The organism is Parapedobacter sp. GCM10030251, from assembly GCF_042666505.1.
GTDB lineage: Bacteria > Bacteroidota > Bacteroidia > Sphingobacteriales > Sphingobacteriaceae > Parapedobacter.
In genome coordinates, this window is record NZ_JBHTDN010000016.1 from 1 (window position 1) to 17,627 (window position 17,627).

Below are 17,627 nucleotides of genomic sequence, written 5' to 3' on the forward strand. Positions count from 1 at the left end.
CTTTATCGATGAGCCTACACTGGCCGACGCGATAATGGACAGATTGACAGCTTCGGCACATAGGCTGCCCCTGCAGGGCAAGTCTATGAGGAAGAAAAAAAATCTTTAACTTTGAAAACCCAGTGGCGCAGCTGCGCAGATTATTGGCCTCTTCACTGGTGTACTTTCATCCGGAACGGGTGGTGTACTTTCCCCGGAATATTCAATTGCTGGGATTCCCCATATATACCCCAGAGCGGAAAGACGGGGGGCTTATGATCCTCGAATATATGCGCGTGATGGATATCGGCGCAACGGCTGAGATCGGCTATCAAATACGTAGCGTGGGATTGGGGGCTTTTGTACGCTATAGTGAAGGGCTAACCAATGTTGCCAAAAAGGATATGGGCCACGATAAAAACCGGTTCCTTTCTTTCGGGCTGAGCTGTGCGGTAAGCAGGCTGTTTTAGCCTGGATGCAAGGAGAAGTCGAATAGGTTTTGATCGCTAGCGGGTTGAATTGGTAAAGAGTGGTTATAGCGGCTCGCTAGTAAAGTCAATGAACGTTTATGCCATCATAGTTTGGTGGCAACGTACTGTTCGATTTCAAGCATGTAATTTGTGATATCCCAATCGGTAGTGACATGTCGCTCTTCAAATTCGCGCGCCCAATGTATAAAGCTGTTTACATCGGCTCTCGAATCGCCTGTGTCGTATCCTTGCTGCCCCGCTTGGTAGGCAATGTCGGCCAATGTTTCGAGCAATTTATCGGTCATGTTGGATATGCTGATTTTTATTTTGGTAACGTATTTAAAGCAAAGGTAAGGGTTTTGAAAGACGGTGGAGATTGCTAAGATTTTTTTGTTTGGGAAAAGTTCGATGTCCCTTTTAAATGCCATCAGTTATGATTTGTAATAAAATAAGGGGAAAAATAAGTCTTCTTTGTAACAAAATAAGGGCAGATTTTTACTTAGTTTGTAATAAAATAAACCATGGTGGGGCTAAGAACTAGGTGACGGAACACGAACATGAAGTGTCAGGCCGAGCATAAAATATTAATTTGCCAGTGGAGCAGCTTGAGGAGTTTACCTTTGAAATGGGAGTTTCCTAAGGACAAAATATAGACCTCGTATCACTTTCAACATACCGGAAAATGAAATCAAATTAGGATGTTAAATCTGAAATGAATAGATTAGCAATGAATTAAGTATAGCTCCTTAAGCAATATTCAACATAAAATCTAAACTATGGGTAGTCGAGAGGGCACGCAGCAGCCTGCGCCTGCACGGCGGATTAGGACGGTGCATGTGCCAATGAGATCAGAGACAGGGCTATTGCCTAAGGCGACTGGGAAGTCGACGACAATACGGGTTGCCAGCCGGATTTGGAATGATGAAAGCGGTGGCTGACTATTTGAAGTTATGATATAAAACCAACGACCATGGAAACCAAAACTGTTTTTGTTGTTTATTCGCCCTACTATGATGATGCCAACGATATTTACGGTGTGTTTGACTCAAAAGAACGGATGGATGAATTTTTGTATCGTTTTAAGGATCGAGCCGATGACTTTGAAATTCGAGAAATAGCTTTAAATCCGCAGTTTCCGGGGGACAAAAGCCGTAACCCGTATTGTGCACCTTTTTACAGCGATGGAAGAGCAAACCTATTCATTGTGTACGATCCCACAGAAACCGAAAAAGCAATGAACAACGTACATGAAGTCGGTGAATTGGATGGGGTGCCGAATTGCCTGACCGTCTATTTGCTGGCCGAAACAAAAGATGAGGCCCGAACAGAGGCCATCGCACGCATGGAAAAAATGGTGGAAAAGGGCGAGTTTACGCTGACGGGCGAGTTAGATATGGAAGACTGATCATATCCGCTTTTGATTAACCGCATAAGGTTAATCATTCAATCAAGAAGCCTTGCGGGTATTGGGGAAGTTAACGCCCCGGTTCCCGATCATCTATAAACGTGGCCAGTTTCTCCCGAAAGCCTATGTACTGGTTTTCATATTCACCCGAGGAATATCGGATAGAAGTTGCAAAAAAGTAGCGATAAATAGTTAAGAGAAAACATTATAAACCTTCGAATTATGGGCACATTCCTGATCTTCATTCCTATGCTCCTATACATCGGTATTCCCGCATCCCGTGAAGATAATGATGCTGTGGTCTTCCGCTCGCCTTTTATACTTGGACCATATGCGACGGGTGCGGTACAATGGACGGCACTGGACACCTATCGACTGGGCAAGCACAACGGTCTGCTGGAAACGTTCATTCGGGGGGCCAATTGCTGTATAAAGGGGAGGCGGTGATTTATTGCCAGGGAACCTACCAATCCCTGTTGTTCCCCATTATGATCTACAAGCTTTACCGCCATTCTGGAACCGAAGGACAGGCAAGCGAAAGCATGATTTCCGGAAAGTTATTCAACGAATTTGATGAGGATTTCTTGACGACACTGGGCGATAAGGATACGGTTGCCTACCAGCAAAGCTATGTGAGGTTTAGCAAATAGCATAGAGCTGGATCTGATTGTCGCTCGTTCAATCCGAGCTCTTTCAAATACGCTTCGTGATAGATATCCTTCCTGAATACGGCCCAAACGCCAGACGTTCTATATTCGTACTGGAGGTCGGGAAGCCGGATCCCGAACGCAGCGACTATATTTTGCAGAACTGGATGAGGAATCGGAGTACGATCGAATTTATTGGTCTTTGGGAATTATTCAATAATCCAGGTTTTAATTCCATCGAATTCGATGGAATTAAAAATCAGTCGGGATCAAACAGCTTTGCGCTTACACCAAAGAGATGGATTGAAACAACGAATGCTATTGGTATTTTTTCGAGGACCGGAAGGTATGGTGGTACATTTGCGCATAAAGATATAGCTTTCGAATTTGCTACTTGGTTAAGTGCGGAGTTCAAGTTTTATCTGATTAAGGAATTTCAACGGCTGAAAGAGGAAGAAAGCAGTAGACTTAATGCTGATTGGGACTTCCAGCGTACACTTGCCAAGGTAAACTACCACATCCATACGGATGCCATCAAAGAAAACCTAATTCCGGTGACGTTGTCAAAAGCCCAGGTTTCTTTCGTTTATGCAAACGAAGCTGACGTACTGAATATGGCCTTGTTTGGTAAGACTGCCAAGCAGTGGCGAGATGATAATCCGGATAAGAAGGGTAATATTCGGGATTATGCATCTATTGAGCAACTGGTGGTATTGTCAAATATGGAAAGTACGAACGCGTTGCTTATTCACCAAGGACTGGCCCAATCGGAGCGATTGATCCAATTGAACAGGATGGCAATTATGCAATTGCGTTCGTTGGTGGCGCATAGCAAATCGGTGGGAAAACTAAAGAATGGGTAGCTTCTGTGGGCATGCCTAACAGGGTCGCAGTTGCAGCCTCATTGTCCAAAATGCAGACTCAGGCAAAGAAGTGGTTGTTTATCTGCCCAGTGCTGGCATCAAAAATCATCCATCATCAAAAATTCATTCAATGATAGTTGGCGAATCCCCTTATACGTGTTTTTTGAGGACAAAGAATCCATGGAAATCACATATTTGGGGTAATTATCGGCGATGGCAGCCAGATTTCCGAATTCACGTTGGATGGTTTTTTCATCAGTCAGTAGGTAACAAACCTGCACATATAATCGTTCGCCGTTTCGCTCTCCCATGAAATCAATTTCCTGATCACCGTCTTTGCCCACGAATACGCGGAATCCGCTTCTAATCAAATGTAAGAACACTACATTTTCCATTAACTTCCCGATATCCCCACGGTAGTTAAAGCTACGGATACTGTTGCGTAAACCAATATCTTCAAAATAGTACTTTTCACCTATTTCGAATATTTTCAGCCCATTGATGTCAGCCCTTGATACTTTGTGTATAAAATAGGCATTGGTCAATGCATGCAAATAGTTGATAACCGATTGTGTGGGTATGGCAACCTGTTGAGATTTAAGGTATCTGCTTATATTTTGGGCAGAAAAGAGACTACCCACGTTATCAGCCAGGTACGCTACCAAGTTCTCAAGTAAAGACACATTGCGTATGCCCTCGCGGCTCACTACGTCTTTCAGTAAGATGGATGCATATACATTTTTCAGGTATTCGAATACGAGCGATGGCTCCAGCCCGATATGGTGTTGGTACGGGAGCCCGCCGATAGTTAAATACAATTGTAAACTCTCCGTGCCGTCACTTAGCCTATTGAATGTCAGGAATTCCTTATAACTAAGGGAATGTATTGGAATCTCGATATACCGTCCGGCCATCAACGTAGCCAGTTCGCCCGACAGCATGTTTGCACTGCTTCCTGTGCAATAGATGTCACAGGTGTTTTGGTTGAGCAAGCTACGCAGGCAACGCTGAAAAGCTGAGATTTCCTGCACCTCGTCAATAAATAGGTAGTTGGGTTGGTTGTCTTTTAATTTACCGAGCACGTATTCATTCAATTCTTGATGGTTGGTGATAGCGGCAAATTCTTCCAGCTCTTTGTCAATAGAAATGATATTCGCTTTCGGCTCCCGCTCCTGTATCTCTTGGATGATCAGCTTAAGCATATAGCTTTTGCCCACGCGGCGTTGCCCCGTGAGAATCTTAATGAGCTGTTTGCCAATGAACGGTTTGACACGCTCTATATATCTTTGTCGCTTTATGATTCCTTCCATTATAATTGATTCTTATGCAAAGGTAATCTATTTCTTCAATTATGATTGAAGGGAATGTGTATATTTTATGATTTGTCAATTATATTTGAAGAATCTATATGTGACATTCTATCACGGCAAAGGTAAGCACGCGTAAATCACCTTTGTGTCACCGAAGTAGAGACAAAGTTATGAATACTGCTTGAAATACCTGTATTAGCAATTTACCTAACTTAGAATCCTATGGTATTGTTTTTATTGACGAAAAATGTCGAGTATTGTTGTTATCTTTATATCGCCCAATATAATTGGAACCTGAAGCAACTGTAAGACGATTCAACGACAAACTAAAAACAGGTTAATTGAAACGTTGGATAAAAAAGGGTAGGGCGGGATTCCGATAGGCAGCAAGACAAGCCACGAAATATGACTTTACTTTTTTTGAATTTGGGAACCACGGAACTTTTCATCGTATTGCCGCTTTTGGCATTCATGTTTTACAGCCTCTTCCATGCGGCTACAAACATGGCGATATCGGGCACGCATCGGCTGATCTGGGGGCTACTGATTTTAGCTGTTCCCTTGCTTGGCAGTATTGGGTATTGGCTGGTGGGTAGGAAGCCTGCCAAGGCAACTAGAAGATGATAAGTACACAGAAAAAAAAGAGCAACTTATGAAGATTCTTTCGATAAAAGTGCTTCCCATTTGCTTGGTCGCTTTCGGCTTCTGCAAATTGGCGTTGGGCTTCTCGACCGAAGAGACCCTACGGGAACAGACTACAATTTCCTTCCGGTCTGCAAGCGCAGAAGTAAACGAGGTAACCTTGTACTGCCCGAATTTGACGCAGACTTACGTGCGCAAAAAGACCGACTGGTTTTGGACAATACATGTTCCACTCAACGACGGCCATGGCAGCGTGACACTCGACCTAGACGAACCCGTATTCATGCGTATACGGGCGGCCAACTTGCAAAATTACAACTTGTTCATTTCTCCCGGCGACCGGCTGGACATCACGCTCTCGGAAGCCAAAAACGGTCCAGTAACCGTTACCGGCAAGGGCGCCCAAAACAATCAACTTTTAGAGACAACGACGTGGTTCGGCACCGATGCCTACGAAACGGATACCCTACCCAGCCGGATATTGCAAGATTTAAGATCGCAATACCGCAAAGATAGCGCGACGTTGGAGAGCTATATCCGCCAGTACAACCCCACAGATGCATTTGTCGGTGCCCAGCGTATTAACCAGCGATATTTTGTGCTGAAGGAATTTTACCAGTTCGCCGGAAACCACAAGTTTGCATTACGCAATAAACCGAGTGGAAAAGATTTGATAAAACAGTGGGATGAAGCTACTGACCGGTTGATCGCTGAAAACGACATTGATAGCGATGAGGCGCTGATCGCACCCCATTACACTGACTTTATCGCCGACTTCTTACTGCGCAAAAAGGAAGCATTGTGGATGCTGAGGCAGGCGAACTTCGCTGAATTAGCGCGGGACTGGTACGGCGGGGATGAGACGCTGGCCCGGAAGAGCCTTAACGACGACCCCGAAAACCTACTAACCGAAAAAATAATCAATAGGTATTTCTCTGGCGAGGTAGCCGCTTTTGCATATGCCCATCTCATCAACAATGCCGTGGGTAGCAAAGAGGACAATTTGGTATCCATTTATGAAAATTTTGAATCCGCTTACCCGGCGAGTGCCTACCTACCGTTGCTCGCGCCTTCCATTGCCGAAATACGCAAAAAAAATGTGCGAACACTGAATGACCGGATGGTGTTCATCGATGAAAGCGGTTCGCTGGAAACCTTCGAACAGGTACTCGCGCATGTCAAAGGGAAAACGTTATTGCTCGATATGTGGGGCACGTGGTGCGGCCCCTGCCGAGAGGAGATTGAGCGGAACGGCGAGGCCCTTAAAGCCCATTTCAAGGGCAAGGGCGTGGATTTTCTCTACGTGGCCAATTACGATATCCACCAACCGGAAAAATGGAAGCAACTCATTGCGTACTATGGTCTAGAAGGCATGCATGTACTCGCTAGCCAGAAACTCACTGAAGACATTATGGGAAAAACGGGTGGCACCGGTTATCCGACATATGTCATCATTAAGGCCGATGGAACTTACGAGTTGTCGCAAGCTGGTTACCCGATGGATAGGGCTAAGTTAATAGAACAGATTGAGTCTGCATTATGAATCCATTATACCTCGGCTGCAGACGGGCACAACGGCAACTAGGACGAAGTCTTGGTCGACGAAAACCACTTTGTCTCCCCAATTTTCTCTGTTTGACAAAACGTATCTTCGCCATATAACCAAAATAACAACTTGCTCATGGCAAAACAATTACAAGCGCAAAGTATTTTCGAACAAATTAAACAGGTCGATGCTGATGGAAATGAGTTTTGGAGTGCTCGGGATTTAGGCAAGGTGCTTGGGTATCTAGAATATAGAAATTTTAAGCCCGTCATTACTAAAGTCAAAGAGGCATGCAAAAACAGCAATCAAGACGTATTAGACCATTTCGTGCAAGTCCACGGAATGGTTAAAATAGGACTGGGCGCGGAAAGAAAAATCGAAGATACAACAGCAACCTACCCATGGCAAAAAGTAAGAAATTGGAAGTAAAAGGGACAGAGATAACTATTTTACAACATGAAACTGACGATTATATATCGCTGACCGATTTGGCTAGGTATAAAGATTCCGAGCATACGGATGACATTATTAGAAACTGGCTAAGGAATAGAAATACAATCGAACTCTTAGGTTTTTCGGAAATTTTAAATAATCCGGATTTTAAACCCGTCGAATTCGACGGGTTTAGAAAACAGGCAGGATTAAACAATTTCGTTCTTACCCCAAGCGGTGGATAGACGCTACAAACGCCGTAGGTATAAGATCAAAGCCAGGCCGGTATGGAAGCAAAGCGTATTTTGACAATTCACTATCCAAAAATACGCAGATGAGGTGGAGTGGCCTCACCCCCGCAATTGACTTGCTGATCAACTGGTTAACTCTTCCGACCATTAAGAAAGAGATAAAAGTGGTGTTGTCATCCGGAACCATTCAATCAAGAAGCCCTGCGGGTATTGGGTTGTTAACGCCTAAATACTGTTTTTCATATTCACGCCTGAAAAACAACAGCGATACCGAGTTATCGGCAATTTATCGGAATACTTACTAATGCTATCTTATTTAAAATATTGCCTTGTTTTTTAAATAGCAAAAAAGTTATTTAAATAAGGGGCGTGAAATTTAAATAACAACTGTTTGTTGTTAAACAGATTGAAGAAGCCTGTCGGAATAGTGGTCAGCAGGTGAGCATGCGCAATCGTTCAGTACGCTTTTTAAGAAGAAAACGAGCATGTCGCCAATTGAGTTTCGGCAAGCTTTTAATTAAGGTTCAATTGTTAGATGACTATATTATCTTTCTGATTTAAACCTTGAGCAGGGACAACGGGAATTTCATGCATTCTGAAAAAGAAAAGTCGGTAAGCGAAAGCTTTATTCGTCGGTTGAACAATGGCGATGAGCAGGCCTTCCGTATCATCTACAATAAAATGTATGCTAAAGTATATCGTTTTGCCTATGCCCTCACCAAGCGACGCGATCAGAGTGAAGAAGTTGTACAGGAAACTTTTTTAAAATACGCTATTGGTATTCCACAATGACAAACACCGAATGAGAAACCATCCTTTCGGTGTTTGTTTTCTGTATGTGGTGTACCGTTCCGTCACGGGCGCATGTCGATAATACTATCAACGATGAACGGGCTGAAACCCCGCCATGGAATGGCATTTTTATACTCTTTATAATGCAGATCAAAAGTTTTACCGCTATTGCGCATCAAGATATTGGCTATACTGTCATTCTCTACCGAAAATTCGAATTCATTGGACTGGATCGTACCTGAGTTTGCTGAACGAAGACCTGTCTGTATCAATTTGCCCTCGTAGGTCTTGAAAATGTTGCCCTTTTTAACAACATAATTCAACTGACCTGACTTCACCCCTTCGCCAAATACATAGTAATATTTCCACCAGATCATCCCGGCGGCTATCACCAACAGGATAAGCCCTGCGATGACTATCCATTTGCGGAAGGGCTTTCTTTGTGTTGCAGGGGTACGTGCATGTTCCATAGAAACAAATCTACGCAAAAGCGGACAATATTAAACGGCTGATAAGTTACAAAAATACGACTGCAGTACAGGCTGTATGTTACGCTCGAACTTTCCTAGACCTGGGGCAATCGGTAGAACAGGTGGATAGGTTATTGGGGATATAGCGCCTGGAGACGCGGGGTTCTCATCGCCCCAATACGGAACGTATTAATCGGGGTGTTCTTCTAAAACAAACACACCTAGATACGAACGCATATATGCCAGGCAGGGGCGTAGTTCTTCCGGCGGAAATTGCCCTATCTTCAGTATAACGGTTTGCCCTTCACGATAGTTTCCTTTTAGATTAACCGCTGATGCAACCCGCTCCTTGCGGTACTCTTCGGTGAATTCCATATCAATCAACCGTGACAACCGATCGATATCCTTTTTCGCAAAACGGATCAAAGATCCGCCCGGGCAGCCATCGGATGGTCCCAGGTAGGCGATGCGGAAAACATCGTCACCCAAATGCTCGGCTTTATCGCATGATTGAAATACGAAGAATGTCGACAGGATGGCTAAGGGGAACAAGTTAATTTTCATAATTGGTTATTTTGATATGTAAAGATAAGCTATTTCAATTGAGAGACGAAAGAGAATAACTAAGTGCTACTGGATCGTATATAAATTTGAGCGCAAAAGTGACTACAACAATCATAGATTTGGCTACACCTAATTTCTGAAGTTGCCTGAACTTTGTTCCAATAAATTGAATAAGGCTATATGGTAGCCACATACTTAACAGTTAGATCATGAACACAAAAAACAAAATTGCAGTAATAACGGGCGGAAGCCGCGGACTTGGAAAGAACATGGCCATCGCTATTGCCAAAAAAGGAATAGACGTGGTGGTAACTTACAACAGCAACAAAGAAAAGGCTGACGAAGTTGTCAGCGAAATCGAGTCGTTGGGACAAAACGCATTTGCCTTTCAGCTAGACACCAGAAACGTAAGTACGTTTGATGCGTTTATTAACGAGGTAACCGGATACCTACAAGAAAAAACAGGTAGTCCGAATTTCGACTTTCTTATCAACAACGCAGGAACGGCGCTGTACGCCCCCATCGCAGAGGTTACCGAGGACCAAGTGGAGGAGATCTTCGATATACACTATAAAGGGGTGTTTTTCTTGACACAAAAGGCGTTGCCGTACATTAATAACGGTGGGGGAATTATCAACGTTTCATCAGGGTTGACCCGGATGACCTTGCCGGGTTCTTCCGTATACGCCTCTGCCAAAACTGCCGTGGAAACCTTTACGCGCTATCTGGCAAAGGAATTGGGCGAACGGAAAATCCGGGCCAACGTGGTTGCTCCGGGTGCCATCGAAACGGACTTTGGCGGTGGAAGAACGCGTGATAATAAGGATATCAATGCGACGATTGCGGGATATACTGCCCTCGGTAGGGTGGGTTTGCCCGACGACATCGGCGGTGTAGTGGCCTTCTTGTGTACGGAAGATGCGTATTGGATCAATGCACAACGCATTGAAGTTTCGGGCGGACAGTCGCTTTGATTTTCTTACCTTAGTGAAATGAATCCGTTAACTGTTAAAACCGTTAGTGATTTTCACAAGCTGCACCAACTGGCTCCCCCTGAGCATCCACTCATTAGCGTAGTGGATTATGCTCAGGTGGTGGAGGCCAAGCGGAACAACCCCATAATGCCGCCTTTGGTTGCCGACTACTATTCGATTTCGGTTAAGCGCGGGCTGACGGGAAAAATGCGTTATGGGCAGCAGGAATATGATTTCGATGAGGGCGTGATGTATTTTTTGGCACCGAAGCAGGTACTGCACGCATCGCCGGCCCCGGATGAAAATTCGCATCCTTCGGGCTGGATCTTGCTGATTCATCCGGATTTTCTGTGGGGAACATCTCTTGCCAAAGCGATTAAACAGTACGAGTTTTTCGATTACTCGGTAAGCGAAGCGCTGTTTCTTTCGGAAAAGGAGGAAGCGACCCTCAACGGGATAATTGCCAACATTAAACAGGAGTATCACGCCAATATCGATAAATTCAGCCAGCGCATTATTATTTCGCAGATTGAAACCTTATTGAATTATTCCGAACGTTTTTACGAACGGCAATTCATTACCCGGAAAATAACGAATCACCAGATTTTAAACCGTTTGGAAGACTTGCTGGATGATTATTTTAACGGCGATAATCTCATGCTAAAAGGGGCACCGACGGTTCAATTTGTGGCGGATGCACTGAATGTGTCGCCTAATTATTTAAGTGGTCTGTTAAAAGTGCTAACCGGGCAAAGTACCCAGCAGCATATCCACGAAAAGTTGATCGAAAAGGCGAAGGAAAAATTATCAACGACCAGTTTATCGGTTAGTGAAATCGCCTATGAGCTGGGGTTTGAGCATTCGCAATCGTTCAGTAAATTATTCAAAGCAAAAACCAATCAATCGCCTCTGGAATTCCGGCAGGCGTTTAATTAAAAGTGAATGGGAAGTCCGGCGGTCAACGTTGCCCGGCGAGGTAAGTCACAGCACTTGGGGCTTTAGGCAAACCGCAGAACAATCACGTCGATAGACGGTTGTTTAACCGTATGGTTAATCAAAGGGGAACAACGATCGCCATCGTGGGCGTAGGAGCCAGCGGAGTCGCCTGCTTTACACAATTAATATCCAAATACATCATTTCCGGAAAAACTGCTCCGCTAGCTATCTGGTTATTTGAAAAAAGGGAAGAGCTTGGCCCAGGACTGGCGTATGGGACCGGTCAGGAAGGCCATTTGCTGAATACGCGGGCTGGATTAATGGGGATTTTCCCGGAAGAGCCGCTACATTTTGTACAATGGGCGCACCGGCACAGAAAAATGATTGAAAGCAGGTTCGGCCTTCATAGCATCCATCCGGACGCTTACCCGCCCCGGATGCTGTACGGCTGCTATGTGCAGGCCATGATGAAACGGTATTGGCGCGAGGCGGAACACCATGGCATTACATTGAGAAAGAAACGTTCAGAGGTCTTGGCAGCCGAAATCGGGGATAATGCACAGGTAACGCTCCATACACGCGACGGCAGCTACGTGGCCGATTTCGTGATTCTGGCAACAGGAAATCCCAAGTCAAATAATTTTAGGCACCTAAACGAATACCCGGAATACTTGGCCTCTCCTTGGCCATCGGCAGGCATTTTATCGACGATTCACGACAAATACGCGAGCATCGGTATTGTGGGCAGCAGCCTAACGGCGATTGATGCCATGATTACCCTCGTGGAAAACGGTCATCGGGGGCCGATTAGTTTTTTTTCGTCCGAAGGGTTGCTGCCGCGGGTACAGCCTCCGGTTGAGCGGCATTACGAACGTAGCGTCTTTACGCTTTCAGCCATCCGTAGGTTTATCCGCAAACAACAACGTGCATTGCGCGTTAAAGATCTCATCCGCTTATTCCGCGCGGAGGTGGAACAGTACCTCGAGCGCCGCGTAAACTGGGCAGCGGAGGTACGGACGGGTAAAGCACCGCTGGAACTGCTGAACGCGGATATACGGGACGCACTGAGCGGCGGCAGCGTCTTTCAGGACGTTCTGTACTCGCTACGGTATGAAGCCGACACGATATGGAATCTTCTTCCGATGACACAACAGCAACTATTTGCTAAGTGGATAGGGACGGAATTCGATATCAACCGGCACGCTATCCCGCTCAAAAATGCCTTCAAGTTAAAACGCCTACTGGAACAGCAACAACTACGCGTTATCGGCAATAGCAGCGATGTCCGCCGGGATGGTAATGGGTTTCTGCTGAAAACGGACGACGGCCAGGCGTACCGCACCGATTTTGTGATCAACGCGACTGGACCTGCAGTCGCCATCCGGCAGATGGATGACATTCCACTGCTTCAGCAGCTCTTAGCAAGCGGTTATATTGAAGAATATGGGGCAGGAGGTTTGGTTGCCGACCTTCACACGATGCGCGTAAGCCGGCCCACCGCCGGACCTGCTCCTTTTTATGCGATCGGCCATCTGCTGGTGGGGCTGCAGCACGATGTCAATTCGTTATGGTTTAATGTAGCCCAAGCGGATAAGCTAGCAGCCCACCTGGTTCGACGGATTCCGTAAAATGCCTCGGTGTCGATAATATGCCCAGATACGGCGTTCGGTCCCTCGGCCACCGCGTGCTGGCCGGCATCCCTCAGCAAGCCATATATCAAGAGATAGTCCGTTGAGCACTAAGATAATGATTTGATAAAAAAACCCGCGCCGGGGAGACGCGGGTTATCAAACTAACCAATTATAAACCTAAATTATGAAAAGACAATTCTACGATGATAGACTTTCAAAGGGCGTGCCGGTTTAAGCGCGAAATCGTTAAAATTTGTTAAACCACACCTTTATTCGCCGTTGGCACTTACTAATTGTTTGAAATCTTCTTTATTATGGATGCCGACGGCTTCGAACCACTCCGTTACTCGTTTACGCACATTGGCAGCCGTATAGGGTCTGACCCGCTCATAATTGACCGATTGGGGTATGATGACAATGACGACGTCATTTTTGGGAATTAGTTTGTAAGTGGCCTTACGGCTTTTGGGAAACTCGGTAATCCCCAACAACGTCATGTTTAAAAGCACCGATCCTTCGCCTAGGTTGTGCGCGGGTCCCTGATCATTTATGATGGCGTACACCAGGCTGTCATTGGCCGGATTATAGGCAGCGACCAAGTCGCCCACCTTGGCTCCATAATTCCTTAAGGCGTTGTTCCCTCCGGGCAGCACTAATCCGGGCACCTCCAAGGGGTTGACTTGATTATTGCAATCGCACTCTCCCCTATTTGCCGTTAAACCGTTGGTTAGTGACGTCAACGAACCGAAATAGCCGGCGTAAGGACCGGTCTTAATGATGCACGGCTTATCGATGTCGCCCACCCGCTCTGCTGCCAATACGTTTTTCCAGGTTATCTCATACCCTTCTGGTACGATTTCGAATCCTGAATCTCGGTATGACGCAAACACTCGAATCGCTTCCTTATAGGTTTTTCTGTCGAGACAGAGGTTTTTTGACGATCCTTTTTTCCGTACAGCAACGGCGTTGCCGATGGTATTAATGGCCTTGGTTTCGCCATGAAGATCATATGGATGATAGGACATGGGCGTGCCGTCGGTATTAACCTGGATCTTTGTCCGGAAGAGGATAATCTTTTTGTCGGTAAGCGTGTCCTGAAGTAGAAAGACTGTTCTTTGCTGAGGTGCAAACAGGCGCTGGTCCACGACCTTGAAACGTTGAGCAGGCGAAATGACCGGCACTGCTAACGCGAGACAGAGTAGAACGGTTGGTAAACTCATGGTTAATTAATTTGGGGTTTGTTATTGGCTTGTCGCTTTGCGAATTACAATCAAGTAAACAATAAATTTAGCATCTAAATTCAAAAAAAACGTTGATTCCTGAAATACCTAAAAATGGGTATACGCAAGGGCAAGGCATGTGGCGGTTACCACCGGATACAACCTTTATTGCGATTTGTAATTTATGATCTAAGTAGCGTAATTTGTTTTTATGAAGCCAATTTTCTAATTATTATTACAAACCGATTGTGTAGGTAAATATGAATATACAAGTTGCCATAACTGTCTTATTAATCGTAAGTGCAGTTTCTATTTTATACCGATGGACAAGTCAGCAGGGAACTAATGCAATAACGGTCTCTCCTGGAGTGGCGCTATTGAAAAATAGCGTTTTTTTCGCCATTCTGGGATACGTATGTGGAGTTATGTTTCTCGGTCTTATTGCGCTTGTTGTCTTTGTAGGATTAGGTAAGGAGGATGATTTCTGGTATGCGATTGTGTCGCTTGCGATATTTTTACCCCTGACAGGGTATGGTTGCTTTTATTGCCTAGCATACTATCATAGGCATCGTGTTGAGCTAACGGAAACTGGACTGACTGTTTACGATGCTTGGGGGCGGTCAAAAAGCACTGAATGGGCAGGTATTAAGACAGCTGATTTCAATAGTTTAATGAATGAAATCCGCGTATATACCAAAGACCGAGAGCGTTTACGAATCAGCTCGTTTTTATATGGACTTGATGTATTCCGTACAGAATTGGCTAAACACCATCCATATTTGGTGCAGCGGACGTTACGAACTTAAGTCAGATCAGCGGTTTTGAAACGATTCCTTAGCATAAAAAAACCCTGCGCCGGGGAGACGCAGGGTTTTCAAACTAACCAATTATAAACCTAAATTATGAAAAGACAATTCTACAACCATAGACTTTCAAATGGCGTGCCGAGTTAGGCATGAAACTGTTAAAATTTGTTAAACCTTGTCGGAAGATGTCAGGTTGAGGACAGCGATCATAATTTATACAGGTGCTGCTTGGGCATAGCGGGTATTTTTCATTTCCGCAAGTACGGGATGGAATAACTTTTTCGTTTTACTGTGGCCATATGCTTCAACGGCATGCTTTAACTTGTTCAAATCCACTGTCTTGGCCTTTGCCAAGGTATTCTTTAATACTTGCTCACGCTCTTCAGCAAGGCTACCAAGATTATTGACCAAGTCGACCAACAAGAACTCTGGAGTAGCCTTTTTTGGAAAATAAGGCGTTTTGTGGAAAAAGAAAGTTTTGCCATTCAGGGTAACCTGTTCATGGCGTTTTAGGTTGTACACGATCCGTTTATTATAAAGCTGTGTGGTACCTACTCCTAGCGCATTGTAACTGTTTGGCGAAGTCAGTAAGAATCGCTTGTCTTTAAGGAAGCTACGAATTAACGTTTCGTCATCCGGCGGCGAAGCGCCGAAGGCAGTCTTTTTAGGAAAATAGTACAAGCCTTGCGCGATTTTGTGGAGCGTACCGTCCTGTACGAGTAAAGCAAGATGACGATCTACGGCATTGGAATATGGGGCCAAGTCTTCCCGACGATAGACCTGACCTGGTTTTAGTTGCCGCTTTAATTCGTTTACTCTTGCCATAATACTACGACAAAGATCCTAATATTTTGATTATTTTGCAAGAAATTAAATTTTAATTTCATGCATAAATTAGCTTATTTGCGTTGATTATAAATGATTTGTGTGTAAAAATTATTTAAGTTTTATATTGATATTACCCCTCAAAAAAATGCAGCTTGCGCGATGCTGGTCAATAAGCAAACATAATATTGAGGTAACATGGGCATGTTATTTTTGCCCGGAATAAGACGAAGCCCTCATGTACAGAAAGACAATCACCTCACTGGTTTGCATAGCCGCTTTTTCCGGCGCATGTTATGGACAGTTCAGGGTATCGCCCTACTTGCTGCCCGCTGACAGCGCGGGCGCAGTCCGGCTTACTTGGTTTACGGATCAGGAGGTGACGGGTAAACTGGCTGTGTGGGAACCGAATGCAGTAGATACCCAATATTATTCACCAACGCCGGTTCTTGTTCCGGCGCTTAATTACTCAGCGCTGGAGGAATCCGAACGGGATAGTTTTCCGGACATGTTCCGCAATGCCAACTGGAAGCACACCGTTGTGTTAAAGGGCCTGACGCCACGGACGACCTATGCGTATCGGGTGATCCAGGGTACGGAGCGCTATACCGACGAGTTTACCGCTGCACCCGTGAAAGGCCAGCGGGAGCGCATCCGGTTTGTGGCATTTGCCGACAGTGAGACGGACCCGGAAGGCCGGCATACCAAACGCCCATGGGTGACAGGAAGACAGGCTCCGGAAAGTTCCGGCAGGCCACGGGGTTTGGATAACTACCTGCTCACCGAGACGGCAGGTTTCAAGGCAAACCTCAGACAGATCAAGATGGAAAAGCCTGACTTTATCGTCCTGCCAGGAGATATTGTGCAGGGTGGTGGCTACCAGCGTGCCTGGGATGAGTTTTTCTTCCATGTTGCTGGCAAATTCGATGATGTTCTCGGCCAGACGCTGCTCCTGCCGGCCATCGGTAACTGGGAAAATTTCGGCGCACGCAACGGCGGCTATGACCCGCAGGCGGTGTTTGAATCGAGGGCCAAGTACAAAGCCTACTTTTCGCTGCCCGGCAATGGATACGCGGCCTACCAAGACTGCTATTACCGGGTTGACTACGGGCCGATAACCATTATTACGCTGGATTCATCCAACGGACTGCCCGACAGTACGGACTATGATACCAACATCAACATCAGCGCATCGACCTACCCGGGCGATGACCTGCCCGACATCGGCCGTGGATCTGAGCAATGGAAATGGGCGGAGGCGCAATTGAAAGACGCACAGGAGGCCGGCCAGGTGATCTTCGTGCAATTCCATCACATCCCGTACTCCAGCGGCGGGCACATTTTGCCGTTGACCGCGGAAAAGAGCTCCGGGCAGGCGGGGGTGCCCATGCGCGCATATCACCCGATGTTCGAAAAATACGGCGTCGTAGCGGTCATCTGCGGGCACAACGAATCGCTTGAACATTCGCTGGTAGACGGGATCCATTATTGGGATGTGGGCATCGCCGGAGATGGGCTCGGATATTCGCTTGACGACGTGGATCCGCGCCGTTTCAATGCGTACCGGCAATGGGTGGCTCACGTGGATGCGCCGGAAAACTGGCGTGGACGGCAACTCCTTTCTGGGGGTAAACATTACGGGCATCTGGTGGTCGACCTGGTGCCGAAAGGGACGCATGGCTACGAAGTGATCATGACCCCGCAGTACATTTTTCCAGTGACGGATGAATCGGGACAGGTCGTTTCGACAGAAACGCGGGTTTATGACGATGTGGTCGTTACGTCACTGCCCTAATGCGAAAAAAGTTCTCTTAAAACAAATATAGGCTTAACATCCCGGTCACATTGCCTCTTTACGTTTGCC

The 17,627-nt window shown here is 45.8% G+C and carries 22 protein-coding genes; 16 read left to right on the top strand and 6 right to left on the bottom strand.

The window, feature by feature from the left end; all coding sequences use genetic code 11:
* On the top strand, positions 1 to 109 hold a 109-nt coding region (locus ACFQRK_RS22570; protein WP_379010636.1), incomplete at its 5' end, for an ATP-binding protein.
* A 13-nt stretch (positions 110 to 122) separates the two neighbouring features.
* Positions 123 to 449 carry a hypothetical protein gene (locus tag ACFQRK_RS22575; RefSeq protein WP_379010559.1) on the top strand — a complete coding sequence of 109 codons (327 nt, stop codon included), beginning with the start codon at positions 123 to 125 and terminating at the stop codon, positions 447 to 449.
* Positions 450 to 553: 104 nt separating this feature from the next.
* On the opposite strand, the gene ACFQRK_RS22580 is transcribed toward ACFQRK_RS22575, so the two are convergent.
* Positions 554 to 877, bottom strand: a complete 324-nt coding sequence (locus ACFQRK_RS22580; RefSeq protein WP_379010561.1) for a hypothetical protein — start codon at positions 875 to 877, stop codon at positions 554 to 556.
* A gap of 542 nt (positions 878 to 1,419) precedes the next feature.
* On the opposite strand from ACFQRK_RS22580, the gene ACFQRK_RS22585 reads away from it, so the two are divergent.
* The 4 genes from ACFQRK_RS22585 to ACFQRK_RS22600 all read left to right on the top strand — a co-directional run bounded on the left by ACFQRK_RS22585 (position 1,420) and on the right by ACFQRK_RS22600 (position 3,364).
* On the top strand, positions 1,420 to 1,854 hold the full coding sequence (locus tag ACFQRK_RS22585) for a hypothetical protein (RefSeq protein WP_379010562.1): 435 nt from the start codon (positions 1,420 to 1,422) through the stop codon (positions 1,852 to 1,854).
* A 222-nt stretch (positions 1,855 to 2,076) separates the two neighbouring features.
* On the top strand, positions 2,077 to 2,301 hold the full coding sequence (locus tag ACFQRK_RS22590; RefSeq protein WP_379010564.1) for a hypothetical protein: 225 nt from the start codon (positions 2,077 to 2,079) through the stop codon (positions 2,299 to 2,301).
* Positions 2,302 to 2,342: 41 nt separating this feature from the next.
* Positions 2,343 to 2,504 (top strand): hypothetical protein, encoded by a 162-nt coding sequence (locus tag ACFQRK_RS22595; RefSeq protein ID WP_379010566.1) that lies wholly within the window; start codon positions 2,343 to 2,345, stop codon positions 2,502 to 2,504.
* Positions 2,505 to 2,560: 56 nt separating this feature from the next.
* A complete protein-coding gene (locus tag ACFQRK_RS22600) occupies positions 2,561 to 3,364 on the top strand; it encodes a KilA-N domain-containing protein (RefSeq protein WP_379010567.1) in 804 nt (267 codons plus the stop codon).
* A gap of 98 nt (positions 3,365 to 3,462) precedes the next feature.
* Here the strand turns inward: ACFQRK_RS22600 and ACFQRK_RS22605 are convergent, their stop codons facing one another.
* Positions 3,463 to 4,674 (bottom strand): ATP-binding protein, encoded by a 1,212-nt coding sequence (locus ACFQRK_RS22605; protein WP_379010568.1) that lies wholly within the window; start codon positions 4,672 to 4,674, stop codon positions 3,463 to 3,465.
* 405 nt (positions 4,675 to 5,079) lie between these two features.
* Between ACFQRK_RS22605 and ACFQRK_RS22610 the strand changes: the two genes are divergently transcribed.
* The 5 genes from ACFQRK_RS22610 to ACFQRK_RS22630 all read left to right on the top strand — a co-directional run bounded on the left by ACFQRK_RS22610 (position 5,080) and on the right by ACFQRK_RS22630 (position 8,337).
* Complete coding sequence (locus tag ACFQRK_RS22610) at positions 5,080 to 5,298, top strand: hypothetical protein (RefSeq protein WP_379010569.1); 219 nt, start codon at positions 5,080 to 5,082, stop codon at positions 5,296 to 5,298.
* A 28-nt stretch (positions 5,299 to 5,326) separates the two neighbouring features.
* Positions 5,327 to 6,859 (top strand): TlpA family protein disulfide reductase, encoded by a 1,533-nt coding sequence (locus ACFQRK_RS22615; RefSeq protein WP_379010570.1) that lies wholly within the window; start codon positions 5,327 to 5,329, stop codon positions 6,857 to 6,859.
* Between the two features lie 138 nt (positions 6,860 to 6,997).
* Complete coding sequence (locus tag ACFQRK_RS22620; protein WP_379010571.1) at positions 6,998 to 7,291, top strand: hypothetical protein; 294 nt, start codon at positions 6,998 to 7,000, stop codon at positions 7,289 to 7,291.
* The gene (locus ACFQRK_RS22625) at positions 7,264 to 7,539 is read left to right on the top strand and encodes a KilA-N domain-containing protein (protein WP_379010572.1); all 276 of its coding nucleotides are present in this window, start codon (positions 7,264 to 7,266) and stop codon (positions 7,537 to 7,539) included. Before ACFQRK_RS22620 ends, ACFQRK_RS22625 begins: the two co-directional genes overlap by 28 nt.
* Positions 7,540 to 8,133: 594 nt before the next feature.
* Complete coding sequence (locus tag ACFQRK_RS22630) at positions 8,134 to 8,337, top strand: RNA polymerase sigma factor (protein WP_379010574.1); 204 nt, start codon at positions 8,134 to 8,136, stop codon at positions 8,335 to 8,337.
* Positions 8,338 to 8,399: 62 nt separating this feature from the next.
* Here ACFQRK_RS22630 and ACFQRK_RS22635 read toward each other — a convergent pair whose 3' ends face one another.
* Together ACFQRK_RS22635 and ACFQRK_RS22640 are read right to left on the bottom strand one after the other, a co-directional pair.
* Positions 8,400 to 8,807, bottom strand: a complete 408-nt coding sequence (locus tag ACFQRK_RS22635; protein ID WP_379010575.1) for a hypothetical protein — start codon at positions 8,805 to 8,807, stop codon at positions 8,400 to 8,402.
* A 189-nt stretch (positions 8,808 to 8,996) separates the two neighbouring features.
* Positions 8,997 to 9,371, bottom strand: coding sequence for a hypothetical protein (locus ACFQRK_RS22640; RefSeq protein ID WP_379010578.1), 375 nt, complete (start codon positions 9,369 to 9,371; stop codon positions 8,997 to 8,999).
* Between the two features lie 209 nt (positions 9,372 to 9,580).
* Here ACFQRK_RS22640 and ACFQRK_RS22645 point away from each other — a divergent pair, with 209 nt between their 5' ends.
* From ACFQRK_RS22645 to ACFQRK_RS22655, 3 genes are all read left to right on the top strand, one after another.
* Entirely contained in the window at positions 9,581 to 10,345 is a 765-nt protein-coding gene (locus ACFQRK_RS22645; RefSeq protein ID WP_379010580.1) for an SDR family NAD(P)-dependent oxidoreductase, read from the top strand.
* 18 nt (positions 10,346 to 10,363) lie between these two features.
* Positions 10,364 to 11,281, top strand: a complete 918-nt coding sequence (locus ACFQRK_RS22650; protein WP_379010581.1) for a helix-turn-helix domain-containing protein — start codon at positions 10,364 to 10,366, stop codon at positions 11,279 to 11,281.
* Between the two features lie 110 nt (positions 11,282 to 11,391).
* Positions 11,392 to 12,909: an FAD/NAD(P)-binding protein gene (locus ACFQRK_RS22655; RefSeq protein ID WP_379010583.1), complete on the top strand. Its 1,518-nt coding sequence runs from the start codon at positions 11,392 to 11,394 to the stop codon at positions 12,907 to 12,909.
* A gap of 272 nt (positions 12,910 to 13,181) precedes the next feature.
* Here the strand turns inward: ACFQRK_RS22655 and ACFQRK_RS22660 are convergent, their stop codons facing one another.
* Complete coding sequence (locus tag ACFQRK_RS22660; protein ID WP_379010584.1) at positions 13,182 to 14,132, bottom strand: hypothetical protein; 951 nt, start codon at positions 14,130 to 14,132, stop codon at positions 13,182 to 13,184.
* Positions 14,133 to 14,392: 260 nt separating this feature from the next.
* Here ACFQRK_RS22660 and ACFQRK_RS22665 point away from each other — a divergent pair, with 260 nt between their 5' ends.
* Positions 14,393 to 14,938 carry a hypothetical protein gene (locus tag ACFQRK_RS22665; protein ID WP_379010586.1) on the top strand — a complete coding sequence of 182 codons (546 nt, stop codon included), beginning with the start codon at positions 14,393 to 14,395 and terminating at the stop codon, positions 14,936 to 14,938.
* Positions 14,939 to 15,151: 213 nt separating this feature from the next.
* On the opposite strand, the gene ACFQRK_RS22670 is transcribed toward ACFQRK_RS22665, so the two are convergent.
* Positions 15,152 to 15,763, bottom strand: a complete 612-nt coding sequence (locus ACFQRK_RS22670) for a hypothetical protein (RefSeq protein ID WP_379010588.1) — start codon at positions 15,761 to 15,763, stop codon at positions 15,152 to 15,154.
* A 238-nt stretch (positions 15,764 to 16,001) separates the two neighbouring features.
* Between ACFQRK_RS22670 and ACFQRK_RS22675 the strand changes: the two genes are divergently transcribed.
* The gene (locus ACFQRK_RS22675) at positions 16,002 to 17,558 is read left to right on the top strand and encodes a metallophosphoesterase (RefSeq protein WP_379010589.1); all 1,557 of its coding nucleotides are present in this window, start codon (positions 16,002 to 16,004) and stop codon (positions 17,556 to 17,558) included.
* Positions 17,559 to 17,627 lie beyond the last annotated feature (69 nt).

Coding starts and splice junctions, on each gene's coding strand:
- ACFQRK_RS22580 (WP_379010561.1), bottom strand. CDS start 877: ATGGCATTTAAAAGGGACATCGAACTTTTCCCAAACAAAAAAATCTTA.
- ACFQRK_RS22585 (WP_379010562.1), top strand. CDS start 1,420: ATGGAAACCAAAACTGTTTTTGTTGTTTATTCGCCCTACTATGATGAT.
- ACFQRK_RS22590 (WP_379010564.1), top strand. CDS start 2,077: ATGGGCACATTCCTGATCTTCATTCCTATGCTCCTATACATCGGTATT.
- ACFQRK_RS22595 (WP_379010566.1), top strand. CDS start 2,343: ATGATCTACAAGCTTTACCGCCATTCTGGAACCGAAGGACAGGCAAGC.
- ACFQRK_RS22605 (WP_379010568.1), bottom strand. CDS start 4,674: ATGGAAGGAATCATAAAGCGACAAAGATATATAGAGCGTGTCAAACCG.
- ACFQRK_RS22610 (WP_379010569.1), top strand. CDS start 5,080: ATGACTTTACTTTTTTTGAATTTGGGAACCACGGAACTTTTCATCGTA.
- ACFQRK_RS22615 (WP_379010570.1), top strand. CDS start 5,327: ATGAAGATTCTTTCGATAAAAGTGCTTCCCATTTGCTTGGTCGCTTTC.
- ACFQRK_RS22620 (WP_379010571.1), top strand. CDS start 6,998: ATGGCAAAACAATTACAAGCGCAAAGTATTTTCGAACAAATTAAACAG.
- ACFQRK_RS22625 (WP_379010572.1), top strand. CDS start 7,264: ATGGCAAAAAGTAAGAAATTGGAAGTAAAAGGGACAGAGATAACTATT.
- ACFQRK_RS22630 (WP_379010574.1), top strand. CDS start 8,134: ATGCATTCTGAAAAAGAAAAGTCGGTAAGCGAAAGCTTTATTCGTCGG.
- ACFQRK_RS22635 (WP_379010575.1), bottom strand. CDS start 8,807: ATGGAACATGCACGTACCCCTGCAACACAAAGAAAGCCCTTCCGCAAA.
- ACFQRK_RS22640 (WP_379010578.1), bottom strand. CDS start 9,371: ATGAAAATTAACTTGTTCCCCTTAGCCATCCTGTCGACATTCTTCGTA.
- ACFQRK_RS22645 (WP_379010580.1), top strand. CDS start 9,581: ATGAACACAAAAAACAAAATTGCAGTAATAACGGGCGGAAGCCGCGGA.
- ACFQRK_RS22650 (WP_379010581.1), top strand. CDS start 10,364: ATGAATCCGTTAACTGTTAAAACCGTTAGTGATTTTCACAAGCTGCAC.
- ACFQRK_RS22655 (WP_379010583.1), top strand. CDS start 11,392: ATGGTTAATCAAAGGGGAACAACGATCGCCATCGTGGGCGTAGGAGCC.
- ACFQRK_RS22660 (WP_379010584.1), bottom strand. CDS start 14,132: ATGAGTTTACCAACCGTTCTACTCTGTCTCGCGTTAGCAGTGCCGGTC.
- ACFQRK_RS22665 (WP_379010586.1), top strand. CDS start 14,393: ATGAATATACAAGTTGCCATAACTGTCTTATTAATCGTAAGTGCAGTT.
- ACFQRK_RS22670 (WP_379010588.1), bottom strand. CDS start 15,763: ATGGCAAGAGTAAACGAATTAAAGCGGCAACTAAAACCAGGTCAGGTC.
- ACFQRK_RS22675 (WP_379010589.1), top strand. CDS start 16,002: ATGTACAGAAAGACAATCACCTCACTGGTTTGCATAGCCGCTTTTTCC.